Source organism: Sulfitobacter sp. BSw21498 (genome assembly GCF_006064855.1).
Taxonomy (GTDB): domain Bacteria; phylum Pseudomonadota; class Alphaproteobacteria; order Rhodobacterales; family Rhodobacteraceae; genus Sulfitobacter.
This window is the reverse complement of record NZ_CP040753.1, coordinates 281211-293440: the sequence shown is the minus strand read 5'-3', so window position 1 is coordinate 293440 and position 12230 is coordinate 281211. Positions and strand designations below refer to the sequence as shown.

Below are 12230 nucleotides of genomic sequence, written 5' to 3'. Positions count from 1 at the left end.
AGAAAAAGGCCCGCGGCGATCTGCCTACGGGCCTTTTTCTATCTCAAGAACGCTCTGCCATCATCGCGGAAATGATCTCGGACATGAACTTGGTCTGATTGCCGGGGGTCATGCCGCCAATGCCAACGCGACGACCGATGCGCCACCATAGACCAGGACGCCAGACCCGGTCGCCGCCAGTGCCTGCCTTGGTCCGCAGCAAAAAGCCGTTGGAAGGCTTGAATGCAAACACGCCGCGATCCAGCCCGATAATATCCTCGACCCGCGCGATCACTGTACCGTCGGTGTCGCGCAATTCGGTCGGGGTCAGCTCGATTGCACCAGCGGTGGCGCGGCGCATTTTGTCGGCCATCCAAAGGGCCAGCCCCCCCATCGCCAGCAAAAACACCTGCCACCCGAAACCGGGCGACGATGTAAATGCGACGTAGATCAGGAACAGCCCCAAGACCCCGAGTGCGGCCAGCCCGATGCCACGCCGCCCAGAGGAGGCACGCGCGGTGGCAAGAACTTCGTTTGGGTCGGTGAAATCAGAGAGCATGGGCCACGACTTTCGTTAGGGTCGCCTTGCCTACCGCGCCGGACGCGCGTTTGGCAAGCCTGACTGACACAGCCACGGGCCGCCCCCCCTACCGGCTTAGGGCAAGCCACAGATTATTTATTGCCCTGGACCGGCTTCACCCCGTCCTTATTGCCCTTCTTGCCGTGTTTCAGCATCTCTTCGACACGTATGGCATAGGCCGCACGCTCTGCTGCTGGCATCTTGGCAAGTTCGGCCAGCCATGCGTCCTGCACGGTCTGCTGCACTGTTAGGGTGGCATCCCGTTGCAGGTCCAGCACACGGCGCGCCTCTGCGACGTCAAAAGGGTCGGCGCGAATAGCGGTCAGCGCCTCTTGATACAAGGCACGGCGGGCCGTGCGGCTAACGGATTTATCGTCTCGGCCCTTGCGTGCATCCATGAAAACCGCGTGCCTACGTTCCTTGGGCAATGCCATGACATAAGGCGTGCCGTAATCGCGCATGTGCCGCATTGGACCGCCATGGGGCCCATCAAAGCGGTAAGCCGCCCCGACGACAAGCCCGACCACCGCAAGGTTCAGCCCAAGTGACAGGCCCAAGGCCCATCGCAATGTTTTCGTGCTTTTGAATGCAAACCCTGCCATTTTCTATCCCTCGTCCAAATCCCAGCCGAACGCCGTCAGCTCTGAGGCGTAGGTGTCCAGCGACGTCATATCGGCAACGATGTAAGCGTCGCCGCCGGTGATGATCTGCGTCGCGACATCCGGCAGGCCGCTTGGCGGGGCGACCCCGATCCAGAACCCGACAGCCGTCGCCGCGACCAACCCGCCCAAAGCCGGAGCCCCGCCAATCGCGCGCCAGACCCCGCGCCATCCGCCCATTACGGGCGCGGGCTGCGCGGCCAGCGCATCGGCGATCAACCGGTCCATCATGCCCGCGGGCATCTGCGGCGGGGTGGCCCGCGCCGCCTCGAAATGCGCCTCTAGCGTATTCATACTACGTTTTATCATCATCGTATCCCAAGGCATCACGTCTCGCGCCCAAAAGTTTCGCCAACGCCCGTTTGCCCCGTGCGGTCAGGCTTTCTACCGCTTCGACCCCTATATCCAGAATGGTCGCGATCTCAGGGTTCGCCAAGCCGTCTATGTGGCGCAGCACAACCGCTTGCCGCTGCCGGTCTGGCAATGTGTCCAGCGCCTCTTGCAAGGCATCTTCGCGCGCGGCGCGCTGCAGGCGCGCCTCTGCGCTTTCGCTCGGGTCGGCGGGTTCGGCGATAGCCTCGAGCGGGACACCGCGGCCGCGTTTGCGCAGACGGTCGGTGCACAGGTTGGCCGTCACGCGGTATAACCACGTGGTCACCTTCGCCTCGCCGTCGCGCCAGTCCGGTGCGATCTTCCATAGGCGCATCAGCGCGTCTTGGGTCACGTCTTCGGCCTCTGCCGCGTTGCCCAACATACGAAAGGCGTGACCAAAGATGCGCGGAGTCAACTGTACCGTCAACAAACGCGCCGCCGCCGCATCCCCGCCCACATAGCGAAGCAGCAAGGCGCGTTCGGGGTCGTCTGCCCTGTCAGCGTCAGAAGTATCGAGCATATCCATCGAACCGGAGGTAGCGTCTGCGGGCGCGCCATTCAAGCGCGCCCGCAAGCTTGCCTTATTCCGTTGCAGGCGCGTCGCCGTCATCGGACTTGTCGTGCTTCATGTGTTTGCCGGGCTTGCCGTGCCCGTCTTTGCCGTCTTTGCCGTCATGGCCGCCGCGCTTGCCGTGATGTTTGCCACCCATACGGGCTTTGGCAAATTCCTCGGCGCTCAGCGAACCGTTCTTGTCGGTGTCCAGCTTTTCGATCATCTTCTCGGGGTTGTGACGTCCGCCCATTTCTTCCATCGACAGCTTGCCGTCTTTGTCGGTGTCCATGCGCTCCATCATCTTGCCCTGATGCTTGGCCATCCGGTCGCCTTTGCCTTTGCCCATGGCCTCAAGCTCGGTCGCAGAAAGCGAGCCGTTGCCGTCGGTGTCTAGCTTCTCCAACAGGCGCTGGCTGCGCTCGGCATGGCGCGCCTTGGCCGCAACGGCCATCTCGTCTTGGGTCAGAAAGCCGTCACCATCTGCGTCAGCAGCCGAAAAACGTGCCGCGGCATGTGCCTTCATTTCGTCAGCGGTGACTTCGCCATCCATGTTGGTATCCAACTGGACAAAATGGCTTTGCTTGGCACCTTCAGCCTTATCCGCATTCTGCGCGACTAAGGTCGTGCCACCCAATGCGATCAACCCGCTCAGCAGTGCGATCTGGAAATTTGCTCGTTTTGTCATCTGTTTCTTCCTTTGGTGAACCGTCTAACACCCGCTGTTTTCAGCGTGGCGATACCGGTTCAAACGACGGCCCCTCGGCTTTCCGTCGCAACAAAAGCGAAAAACTTTCACACTCCCCGACGCACCGGGCTTTGCGACATGGCGACGCAACTCGATCTTGCTCCCTTTATCTTGGGGTGATTTGACCGCATGTAGGGTAGGAACAAGGATAGCCCAGATGACTGACCAGACCTTAAAGATGCCACACGTAGACGCCCCCGATCGCAGCATGAAGAAATCCCTGCTGCGCGGCTGGCGGCGCAAATGCCCCAACTGCGGGGCCGGTCCGATGCTGAAAAGTTATCTGAAGGTGAACGACACCTGCACTGTTTGCGGCCAAGAACTGTTTCACCACCGCGCCGATGATGGACCAGCCTATCTGACGATCCTCGTGGTCGGGCACCTGATGGCGCCGGGGCTGCATATCGCCTTTGTGGCCTGGCGACCTGAACCTCTGACCCTGTTTACAATCTTTTCGGTTGGCTGCGTTGGATTGTCCCTCTACCTTCTGCCTAGAATGAAAGGGGCCATGATCGGCTTCCAATGGGCAAAGCGCATGGGCGGGTTCGGCAGCACCAACTGACCGACACACCACAAGCCCTGCTAGAAAAACAAGATTTGGGGCAAGGCGATGACCATCGACAAAAGCAAAATCCGAAACGCAGCCACGGTAATCGTGATCCGCGACCGACATACGGCACCGCGGATTCTGATGGGGCAACGCGGCGCGACCGCGGCCTTTATGCCGAACAAATTCGTCTTTCCGGGCGGCGCGGTTGATCTGGGCGATGCGCAGGTGCCGCTGGCCAGCATGGTCGATGAAACCTGCCAAAGCCGTCTTGCCGATGATGCCGATGGCAGCCTTGCACATGCTTTGGTGGTCGCTGCCATCCGCGAGCTTTGGGAAGAAACCGGTTTGATCCTCGGTCAGGAAGGCACGTGGGAGGGCACGCCCCCCGCCGATTGGCTTACCTTTGCTCAGCGCGGCTATCTGCCCCACGCGTCCCCGCTGCAATTCGTATTCCGCGCCCTGACGCCTCCGGGCCGCCCACGCCGTTTTGACGCGCGGTTCTTTCTGGTCGATGCCGACGATATTGCCACCGATCTGGATAACTTCGACGACGCCTGCGACGAGCTTTCGCATCTGCAATGGGTCGCCCTGTCGGACGCCCGCAAATTCGATATGCCCTTCATCACAGAGGTCGTTCTGGCCGAAGTGGAGGCCCGCGCGCGGCAACTCGAGCCGCCCGCGTCCGTGCCGTATTTCAAGAACAACGACGAAGAGAGCCTGTTCCTGCGGCTGCGCGGCCGCCCGTTGCCAAGCTAAACAGCGACCCCTGCGCTTCCCCTAGGCCACCACAACCAGCATCAGGATCGACGCAATCAGCACAGCCATGCCCGCAGCTTCGCGGGTGCTGATCTTTTCGCGGAAGAACAGCGTAGAGGCCGCGACACTCAGGATGAGCTCCACCTGCCCGAGTGCTTTGACATAGGCCGCGTTCTGCAGCGTGAAGGCGATGAACCAGCACAGCGATCCGCCCATCGACGTGAGGCCGATCCAGACCGCGACACGGCGCGCGCGCCAGACATCGCGGATTTGCCCCGGCTCGCGCAGGCGCAGGTAAACGGCCATGATGACCGATTGCATCATAACCACCGCCGCAAGGGTCACCCCCGCGCGCAGCACAGGCTGCTCTGTCATCACCGCCAGCGACGCCCCGCGATAGGACACAGCGGAAACGGCGAACAACGCGCCCGACGCAACCCCCAGCCCCGCCGCGCGGTTGCGCAAGTCGCGCAGGTGAAAGCCTTTTGCCTCGGCCCCGCCGGACAGCAGCAGCAACCCCACTACGCCTAGGGCAATCGCGGCAAAGCCGGTGGCGCTGACGCCCTCGCCCAGAATGACCCATCCGACCAGCACGGTCAGGATAACTTCGGTTTTCTTGAACGTGATCCCGACGGCAAAGTTCCGCTGTTTGAACAACAGCACGACGCAAACGGTCGCCAATATCTGCGCCGTACCACCCATCAGCCCGTGCGCCCAGAACCCCGGGCCAAGGGCTGGCAGAGGCGTCGCGCTGAGCATCAGATAGGCCCCAAGGCCCAACACGATAAATGGCGCGGAATACAGGAACCTTGAGAACGTCGCCCCAGCCGCCGACAATGTCGCGGTGGCCAGATATTTCTGCAGCATAAAACGCCCGGTCTGGAACACCGCAGCGGCGAGCGTCACGAGGACCCACAGCTCCGGGCCCGTATCACCCATGCGCGTGATCCAGCATTGCCGTGGTGCGCGGACAAAGTGACACCGCGCCACACTCCTGTCCCCGCCAACCTATCGGGGTCATCGCGGCATCCCAAGCTGACCCGTGTCATAGCCGTTAAAGTCCAGTATCTCGCGGGCCGCCGCGATCCGGTCTGCGCCGCCCGTGGCACTGCGGTCAAGAATCCAGCCGAAGTCTCCAGCCGGGTTCCCGACCACCGCCGTGCGGAACCCTTCGTCGACCCAAAGCACCCAGAGCCCACGCGTGGTGCCGTCAGGAAGGGACAGCGCATACCGCCCCTGCCCTTGTTGCTGCGCCAGCCAAAGGGTGCCACCATCACTGCACCCTGTCTGCGGGCACAGTTGGAACGCCGGCCCTTTGGTTGTTTCGACCAAGGCGACCTGCGCGACACCGTCGCCAAAGCTATCGCGCACCAACCAAGCCCCCTTGAAACGGGCCGCATCATAGCGGCTGGTGGCCCCGATCAGCGCCTTGGTGTCGCGCAGACCTTTCGCCGTTTCGGGCGCAGGAGCAGAGCACCCGGCAAGCAGGGCCAACGCCAAAAACGCCCGCTTCATGTAGCGGGCCTTTTCGTCGGGCCGAGGCTTTCAAGCCCGACAAACAGACCGCCCCCAGACCCCGATACGCCACACGGGATGAATACGTCCTTGTTCATGGTAGGCGGCATCGAAATCTCCTGTGGTATCGGGGCTGGGGCTGCGTTGGTTCAGAAGGGCATCGGATGGGCTTTGTGGGCGGCATCCAGATCGGCCATCACCTCGTCATCAAGATGCAAGTCGATGGCCCCCAGAATAACTTCTAGCTGGTCAAGCGACGTCGCGCCAAAGATCACCGAAGCCATGAAGGGCCGTTGCCGCGCGAACGCCATCGACATCTGAACCGGGTCCAGCCCGTGTTTCTGCGCAATCTGCAAATAATCCTCTACGGCAACAAACACCCGGTCTGTCTTGCGCCCGCCCAAATCCCCGTTGAGCGCCATCCGCGACCCTTCGGGAATCGCGCCGTTCTGGTACTTGCCGGTCAACAGACCTGCCCCCAGTGGAGAGTAGGACAGCATGCCAATCTCTTCGTTGTGGCATGTCTCTGCCACGTCGCTATCGGCAATGCGGTTCAACAGCGAATATTCATTCTGCACAGAGACCGGACGCGGGCCGCCTGTCCGCTCGGCAGCATTCACCCATTGCGTCAGACCCCAAGCGGTTTCGTTGCTCAGCCCGAAGGCGCGGATGGTGCCGCGGGTCACTTCGTCTTGCAGCGCGCCCATGCAGTCTTCCATATGGGCCATCGTCTCTGCGCGGTTCTGCGACGAGGGGTCATAGTCCCAGTTCTTGCGGAACATATAGCTGCCACGGTTGGGCCAGTGAAATTGATAAAGGTCGACGTAATCGGTGTTCATCCGCGTCAATGACGCCTCAAGCGTGCTGCGGATCGTGTCGGATGAAATCCCCGCGCCGTCGCGCACCGGTGCCCCCGCGCCTGAGTGTTTCGTCGCCAGCACAAAATCGCGACGCCCGGTCTTTGCGATCCACTCGCCGATGATCTCTTCGGTGCGGCCAATGGTTTCGGCTTTGACCGGATTGACCGGGTACATCTCGGCGGTGTCAATAAAGTTGATCCCCGCATCAAGCGCGCGTTCGATCTGGGCATGACCTTCGTCAGAGGTGTTCTGCGTCCCCCAAGTCATTGAGCCCAGACAGAAATCTGTCACTTCGATACCAGTGTGGCCAAGTATGTTCTTTTGCATCGGAATTCCTCGTTTAGATTTGCGCCTAACCTTTCTGTTCCGCACTGCCACCGCAAGCGCATTTTAGAGGCACCGAAGCCGCGCAAATGCCCGATGGCGAAAATTGTCGCACAGACGTCGTTTTGGCCGTTGGTTTCGCCCGAAAAAGAGCACAGAGTATCACGATATGCGCCTGCTCATTTCCTTCGCCGCTCTCTTTTTATCTGTCATTTTGCTACAGTTGTCGTCGGGCGGTGTGGGGCCATTGGACGTGCTGTCGGGCATCCAGTTGGGCTTTACCAACCAGCAGATCGGCCTGTTGGGGTCGGCGCATTTCGTGGGGTTCTTTCTGGGCTGCTGGGGCGCGCCGCGTCTTTTGGGCAGCGTCGGCCACAGCCGCGCCTTTGCAGCCTTTACTGCGACAGGGGCGATTGGGCTGCTGTCGCATATGATGGTGCTGGACCCCTATGCCTGGGCACTGATGCGGGTCGCCTCGGGGTTCTGCGTTGCAGGGTGTTACACGGTCGTAGAGGCATGGTTGCAAGCCAAGGTCACCAACGAGACCCGCGGCCGGACCATGGGGGCGTACCGCGTTGTCGACACCAGCGGGTCGTTGGCGGCGCAGATGATCATCGGCGTGCTCGCACCTGCATCCTATGTGTCTTACAACCTGTTGGCGATCTTGTGTTGTGCCGCGCTGATCCCGCTGGTGCTGACCCGCCTGCCCCAGCCCGAAACCCCTGAAAAGGGACGGTTGCGCCCCAAGCTGGCCATCCAGCGGTCCCCCTTGGCGGTTGCTGCGGTGGTCGTCGCAGCCTTGTCGAGCGCATCCTTCCGGATGGTCGGGCCGATCTACGGGCAAGAGGTCGGGCTTACCGCCGGTCAGATCGCGTGGTTTCTGTCGGCCTTCGTGCTCGGGGGCGCGATGGCGCAATTCCCAGTTGGCTGGCTAGCCGATAAATTCGACCGCCGCTGGGTGCTGATCTGGCTGTCGGCGGCGTCGATGGTTAGTTGCGCGGTAACTGTTATGTCGGCTGGCATGGGCACGCAGGCGGTGTTCCTCGCGGCGAGCTTCTTTGGCCTCACGACCTTTCCGATCTATTCCGTCGCGGCGTCCCACGCCCATGACTTTGCCAACAGCTCCGAACGGGTAGAGCTGTCAGCAGCCTTGATGTTCTGGTTTGCCGTGGGGGCAATCTTTGCACCCTATCTGGCATCGGTGTTGATCGAAGGCTTTGGTCCCGCGGCGCTGTTCACCATGATCTCGGTCGGGCATGGGGGGCTGGTTCTGTTCGGGCTGACCCGCATGCGCGCGCGCCCCACAGCGACAAAACGCACCCCCTATGTCTATGCGCCGCGCACGTCTTTCACCATTGGCCGCCTGATGCGCCGCAGTCGCGAACGCGACGCCCCCTAGCCCTTGCCCCGCCGCTGCGCTAGAGACGTGCAAAAGCAGTTTCGGGGTCCAAGTCATGACGCGCCACCTTATCACCTCCGCCATTCCGTATATCAACGGGATCAAACATTTGGGTAATCTTGTGGGCAGCCAACTGCCTGCGGACCTCTATGCCCGCTATCTGCGCGGGCGCGGCCACGAAGTGCTGTTCCTGTGCGCCACGGATGAACACGGCACGCCGGCTGAACTGGCCGCGGCCAAGGCGGGGAAACCTGTTGCCGAATATTGCGCGGAAATGCACGAGGTGCAGGCCCGCATCGCCGACGGGTTCGGCTTGTCATTCGATCACTTTGGCCGGTCGTCCAGCACGCAAAACAAGGTGCTGACCCAGCATTTCGCCGCAGCCCTGTATGACCAAGGCCTGATCGAAGAAGTCGAACAGCGGCAGATCTATTCCGAAACAGACGGGCGTTTCCTGCCCGACCGCTATGTCGAAGGCACCTGCCCTAATTGCGGTTTTGAAGACGCGCGCGGCGACCAGTGTGACAACTGTACCAAACAGCTCGACCCCGAAGACCTGATCAACCCGCGTTCCACCGTGTCCGGTGCCACCGACCTCGAGATGCGCGCGACCAAGCATCTGTTCCTGCGCCAGTCGCAGATGAAGGACAAGTTGAATACATGGATCAACAGCAAGGCCGACTGGCCCGTGCTGACCACCTCTATTGCCAAGAAATGGCTGCATGATGGCGACGGTCTTCAGGACCGTGGCATCACCCGCGACCTGAACTGGGGTGTGCCCGTCAAACGCGGCGATACCGATTGGCCGGGCATGGAGGGCAAGGTGTTCTACGTCTGGTTCGACGCGCCCATCGAATACATCGCCTGCGCGCAGGAATGGGTCGACGCTGGAAAAGGCACCGATTGGGAACGCTGGTGGCGTACCGACAAGGGCGCGGACGACGTGCGCTATACCCAGTTCATGGGCAAGGACAACGTCCCCTTCCACACGCTCGGCTTTCCGGCGACGATTATGGGGTCGCAAGAGCCGTGGAAGCTTGTGGATTACATCAAATCCTTCAACTACCTCAATTATGACGGTGGCCAGTTCTCTACCTCGCGCGGGCGCGGTGTGTTCATGGACCAGGCGCTTGAAATCCTGCCGGCGGACTACTGGCGCTGGTGGCTGCTGTCCCACGCGCCCGAAACCTCGGACGCCGAATTCACATGGGAGAATTTCCAGTCTTCCGTGAACAAGGATCTGGCGGATGTATTAGGCAACTTTATCAGTCGCATCACCAAATTCTGCCGCTCGAAGTTCAGCGAAGACGTCCCCTCAGCGGGCGAGTACGGCCCCGAAGAACATGCGCTGATCGCGGATCTGACCGAACGTGTTGCCCGCTATCAAACCGCGATGGAGGCGATGGAGGTCCGCAAATCCGCCGCCGAATTGCGCGCGATCTGGGCCGCGGGCAACGAATACCTGCAGGCGCAGGCCCCTTGGACGACCTTTAAGACGGACCCTGACAAAGCAGCCGCGCAGGTACGTCTGGCGCTGAACCTGATCCCGCTCTATGCCGTTCTCTCTGCCCCCTTCATCCCCACCGCCGCGGCGAGCATGCTAGAGAGCATGAAGGTTGAAAACGCAGCTTGGCCCGACGATGTGCCCGCCGCATTGGCACAGTTGGCCCCCGGTCACGCCTTTGAAGTGCCAGAAGTCCTGTTCGCAAAAATCACGGACGAACAGCGCGATGAATGGGCGGAAAAATTCGCCGGTGTGCGCAGCTGAGCCTACGCACCACGCTTTGAAAATGACAAAGGCCAGCGCAGTGCGCTGGCCTTTTTTCGTATGTCCCCAAGCGGCCCCGACCCGCGCCCTATTTAAGCGGCGAGCAACGGCAGGCGAAAAATAAATGTCGTGACGCCATTTTCACAGGTCACATCAACCTGTCCGCTATGCGCTATCGCAATCGACGACGCGATATGAAGGCCAAGGCCCAGCCCCTCTCCGGCGGGATCGTCGCCGCGCTGATAGGGCTGGAACAGCTTCTGTCTCAGTCCGTCAGGGATCGGCCGGCCATGATTTGACACTGTAACCTCTGCCTGTGCATCACTGACGCGCCCGCAAACTGCGATTTCAGTCCCGGGATCAGCATGGCGCACGGCATTGGACAGCAGGTTCGACACCGCCTGCGCAACACGCGGGGCGTCACAGCTGACAGGTCGATCAAACTGCAAATCTATCGTCACTTTGTGGTTAGGGACGGTTGCGCACACCTCTTCGACGATCTGGTGCAATGCGTCACTTAAGGGCGCATCAGGCGTGGCCGAGATACGGATGCCACCGCCAAGCCGTGCCTTTGCGTGTAGCATGATATTTTCGATCAGCTCGCTCATGCGGTGGATCGAAGAGCCCATCAACGGCAGAATTTTGCGCGCTTTATCCGACAATGGCTCGCGGTCAAGCTGACGCACGCCGGCGTTCATCGCTGCGACTGAATTGCGCAGGTCATGTCCCAGAACCGCGACAAATTCTTCTTGCATTTTGGCCATCTGGCGCTCGTGCTCGACCAGCTGTTCTTGCGCCTCAAGACGTTCTTCGGTCTCGAGACTGCGGCCGATGGTGTCCGCGAAAAGTTCAAGCATCGCAACCACACGCGGGTTCTTTACATCGCGAGGTTCGGTGTCGATCGCACATAGCGTGCCAAAGAAAGTCCCATCGCTGCGTTTGATAGGAATAGAGGCATAGCTGACAATGCCGAACCGCGCTGCAATCGGGTGGTTGCGATACACATCATCCGTCGCAACGTCGTTAAACAGGACCTTTTCCGAGGTTTCGTGCACAGATTGGCAAAAGGTATGATCGATCCCGATCTCGTCCCCAGCCGAGAGGCCAAAATTCACCTCGTCCACCGTGCGACAGGCCACCCATCGGTCCGCCGTCACACGTGCCACAGCGGCAAAGCGCATGTTGGTGGCCAACATCACCGTTTCCAGCAGCGTCCCAACCGTTTCACTGCCTGCGAGCACATCAATGTCATATTGGAAATCATGCGAGCCCAACAAATAGGCGGCATGGTCCTGAATAGTCGCGCGTAGCTGCGTTTCGTCGCCCAATGGGACCTCCCCGTTAACTTTCGCCGCTTACCATAATTCTTGGGCGTACGGCAACAATGGCCCACATCATACTCGAAATACCGCTTTAATCGGCTACGGTGTGAATATAGTTCGCCGTGCAAGCAAGTAAAATATATAATTTACAGGGTGGTGCGGGCGGTGGGACTCGAACCCACACGGGCACAAGGCCCAACAGATTTTAAGTCTGGTATGTCTACCATTCCATCACGCCCGCATCGACGCGCACAATAGCCAGCTTGCGGGCGGTGTAAATGGTCAGATGCGGTCTTGGCGGTTCAAACGTCAGATCGCCTCATGAAAGAGGATGGTTCAGGTCTTATCCGCAAGCATGATTTCTTTGACCGCTTCCATCGCGACATAGGTCGACGTGTTGGCGACATAGGGCAGCGTGGTGACGGTTTCGCCCAAGAACCGACGGTAGGCCGCCATGTCACGCGTGCGCACCTTCAGCAGATAATCGAAATTGCCCGCAATCATATGCGCCTGTTCGATTTCAGGCACACGGCACACGGCCTCGTTGAAGGCCCGCAGGGCGACTTCGCGTGTGTCCTCCAGACGGACCTCGACAAATGCGACATGATCCAGCCCCAGACGTATCGGGTCTAACAGGGCGCGATAGCCCAGAATTATGCCGCTGTCTTCCAGCCGTCTTAGCCGCGCTTGGGTGGGGGATTTAGACAGGCCGATCCGCTTTGCAAGATCGGTGATACTGATGCGACCGTCTTCGGCCAGAACCGAGAGAATCGCAGCATCGAAGCGGTCCATTTTGAAGTCGTCGTTTGTCACGTAGGAGGCCCAATAATAAAGCGGTTTACCCACCA

The 12230-nt window shown here is 60.4% G+C and carries 14 protein-coding genes and 1 tRNA gene; 4 read left to right on the top strand and 11 right to left on the bottom strand.

What is annotated here, in order from left to right:
* Positions 1-43 precede the first annotated feature (43 nt).
* The 5 genes from E5180_RS01580 to E5180_RS01560 form a co-directional block, all read right to left on the bottom strand.
* The gene (locus E5180_RS01580; protein WP_138922855.1) at positions 44-538 is read right to left on the bottom strand and encodes a hypothetical protein; all 495 of its coding nucleotides are present in this window, start codon (positions 536-538) and stop codon (positions 44-46) included.
* Between the two features lie 113 nt (positions 539-651).
* Entirely contained in the window at positions 652-1161 is a 510-nt protein-coding gene (locus tag E5180_RS01575; RefSeq protein WP_138922854.1) for a periplasmic heavy metal sensor, read from the bottom strand.
* 3 nt (positions 1162-1164) lie between these two features.
* A complete protein-coding gene (locus E5180_RS01570) occupies positions 1165-1512 on the bottom strand; it encodes a hypothetical protein (protein ID WP_254700505.1) in 348 nt (115 codons plus the stop codon).
* A gap of 1 nt (position 1513) precedes the next feature.
* Positions 1514-2116 carry an RNA polymerase sigma factor gene (locus E5180_RS01565; protein WP_254700504.1) on the bottom strand — a complete coding sequence of 201 codons (603 nt, stop codon included), beginning with the start codon at positions 2114-2116 and terminating at the stop codon, positions 1514-1516.
* A gap of 55 nt (positions 2117-2171) precedes the next feature.
* Positions 2172-2828: an EF-hand domain-containing protein gene (locus E5180_RS01560; RefSeq protein WP_138922851.1), complete on the bottom strand. Its 657-nt coding sequence runs from the start codon at positions 2826-2828 to the stop codon at positions 2172-2174.
* 217 nt (positions 2829-3045) lie between these two features.
* On the opposite strand from E5180_RS01560, the gene E5180_RS01555 reads away from it, so the two are divergent.
* Together E5180_RS01555 and E5180_RS01550 are read left to right on the top strand one after the other, a co-directional pair.
* Complete coding sequence (locus E5180_RS01555) at positions 3046-3450, top strand: DUF983 domain-containing protein (protein ID WP_138922850.1); 405 nt, start codon at positions 3046-3048, stop codon at positions 3448-3450.
* 48 nt (positions 3451-3498) lie between these two features.
* Entirely contained in the window at positions 3499-4194 is a 696-nt protein-coding gene (locus E5180_RS01550) for an NUDIX hydrolase (protein WP_138922849.1), read from the top strand.
* A gap of 21 nt (positions 4195-4215) precedes the next feature.
* Here the strand turns inward: E5180_RS01550 and E5180_RS01545 are convergent, their stop codons facing one another.
* The 3 genes from E5180_RS01545 to E5180_RS01535 form a co-directional block, all read right to left on the bottom strand.
* Positions 4216-5133 carry a DMT family transporter gene (locus E5180_RS01545; protein ID WP_138922848.1) on the bottom strand — a complete coding sequence of 306 codons (918 nt, stop codon included), beginning with the start codon at positions 5131-5133 and terminating at the stop codon, positions 4216-4218.
* Positions 5134-5211: 78 nt separating this feature from the next.
* Positions 5212-5709: a lipocalin family protein gene (locus E5180_RS01540; RefSeq protein WP_138922847.1), complete on the bottom strand. Its 498-nt coding sequence runs from the start codon at positions 5707-5709 to the stop codon at positions 5212-5214.
* A 149-nt stretch (positions 5710-5858) separates the two neighbouring features.
* Positions 5859-6896: an aldo/keto reductase gene (locus tag E5180_RS01535; RefSeq protein WP_138922846.1), complete on the bottom strand. Its 1038-nt coding sequence runs from the start codon at positions 6894-6896 to the stop codon at positions 5859-5861.
* A gap of 166 nt (positions 6897-7062) precedes the next feature.
* Here E5180_RS01535 and E5180_RS01530 point away from each other — a divergent pair, with 166 nt between their 5' ends.
* Positions 7063-8292 (top strand): MFS transporter, encoded by a 1230-nt coding sequence (locus E5180_RS01530; protein WP_138922845.1) that lies wholly within the window; start codon positions 7063-7065, stop codon positions 8290-8292.
* Positions 8293-8347: 55 nt separating this feature from the next.
* Positions 8348-10060, top strand: coding sequence for a methionine--tRNA ligase (metG, locus tag E5180_RS01525; protein ID WP_138922844.1), 1713 nt, complete (start codon positions 8348-8350; stop codon positions 10058-10060).
* A gap of 92 nt (positions 10061-10152) precedes the next feature.
* Here the strand turns inward: metG and E5180_RS01520 are convergent, their stop codons facing one another.
* From E5180_RS01520 to E5180_RS01510, 3 genes are all read right to left on the bottom strand, one after another.
* Positions 10153-11388 carry a GAF domain-containing sensor histidine kinase gene (locus E5180_RS01520; protein ID WP_138922843.1) on the bottom strand — a complete coding sequence of 412 codons (1236 nt, stop codon included), beginning with the start codon at positions 11386-11388 and terminating at the stop codon, positions 10153-10155.
* Between the two features lie 148 nt (positions 11389-11536).
* Positions 11537-11623 (bottom strand) — tRNA-Leu (locus E5180_RS01515).
* A gap of 95 nt (positions 11624-11718) precedes the next feature.
* On the bottom strand, positions 11719-12174 hold the full coding sequence (locus E5180_RS01510) for an Lrp/AsnC family transcriptional regulator (protein ID WP_138925080.1): 456 nt from the start codon (positions 12172-12174) through the stop codon (positions 11719-11721).
* Positions 12175-12230: the final 56 nt, after the last annotated feature.

Excerpts from the sequence above, each read along its gene's own strand:
- E5180_RS01580 (WP_138922855.1), bottom strand. The coding sequence starts at position 538 with ATGCTCTCTGATTTCACCGACCCAAACGAAGTTCTTGCCACCGCGCGT.
- E5180_RS01575 (WP_138922854.1), bottom strand. The coding sequence starts at position 1,161 with ATGGCAGGGTTTGCATTCAAAAGCACGAAAACATTGCGATGGGCCTTG.
- E5180_RS01570 (WP_254700505.1), bottom strand. The coding sequence starts at position 1,512 with ATGAATACGCTAGAGGCGCATTTCGAGGCGGCGCGGGCCACCCCGCCG.
- E5180_RS01565 (WP_254700504.1), bottom strand. The coding sequence starts at position 2,116 with ATGGATATGCTCGATACTTCTGACGCTGACAGGGCAGACGACCCCGAA.
- E5180_RS01560 (WP_138922851.1), bottom strand. The coding sequence starts at position 2,828 with ATGACAAAACGAGCAAATTTCCAGATCGCACTGCTGAGCGGGTTGATC.
- E5180_RS01555 (WP_138922850.1), top strand. The coding sequence starts at position 3,046 with ATGACTGACCAGACCTTAAAGATGCCACACGTAGACGCCCCCGATCGC.
- E5180_RS01550 (WP_138922849.1), top strand. The coding sequence starts at position 3,499 with ATGACCATCGACAAAAGCAAAATCCGAAACGCAGCCACGGTAATCGTG.
- E5180_RS01545 (WP_138922848.1), bottom strand. The coding sequence starts at position 5,133 with ATGGGTGATACGGGCCCGGAGCTGTGGGTCCTCGTGACGCTCGCCGCT.
- E5180_RS01540 (WP_138922847.1), bottom strand. The coding sequence starts at position 5,709 with ATGAAGCGGGCGTTTTTGGCGTTGGCCCTGCTTGCCGGGTGCTCTGCT.
- E5180_RS01535 (WP_138922846.1), bottom strand. The coding sequence starts at position 6,896 with ATGCAAAAGAACATACTTGGCCACACTGGTATCGAAGTGACAGATTTC.
- E5180_RS01530 (WP_138922845.1), top strand. The coding sequence starts at position 7,063 with ATGCGCCTGCTCATTTCCTTCGCCGCTCTCTTTTTATCTGTCATTTTG.
- metG (WP_138922844.1), top strand. The coding sequence starts at position 8,348 with ATGACGCGCCACCTTATCACCTCCGCCATTCCGTATATCAACGGGATC.
- E5180_RS01510 (WP_138925080.1), bottom strand. The coding sequence starts at position 12,174 with ATGGACCGCTTCGATGCTGCGATTCTCTCGGTTCTGGCCGAAGACGGT.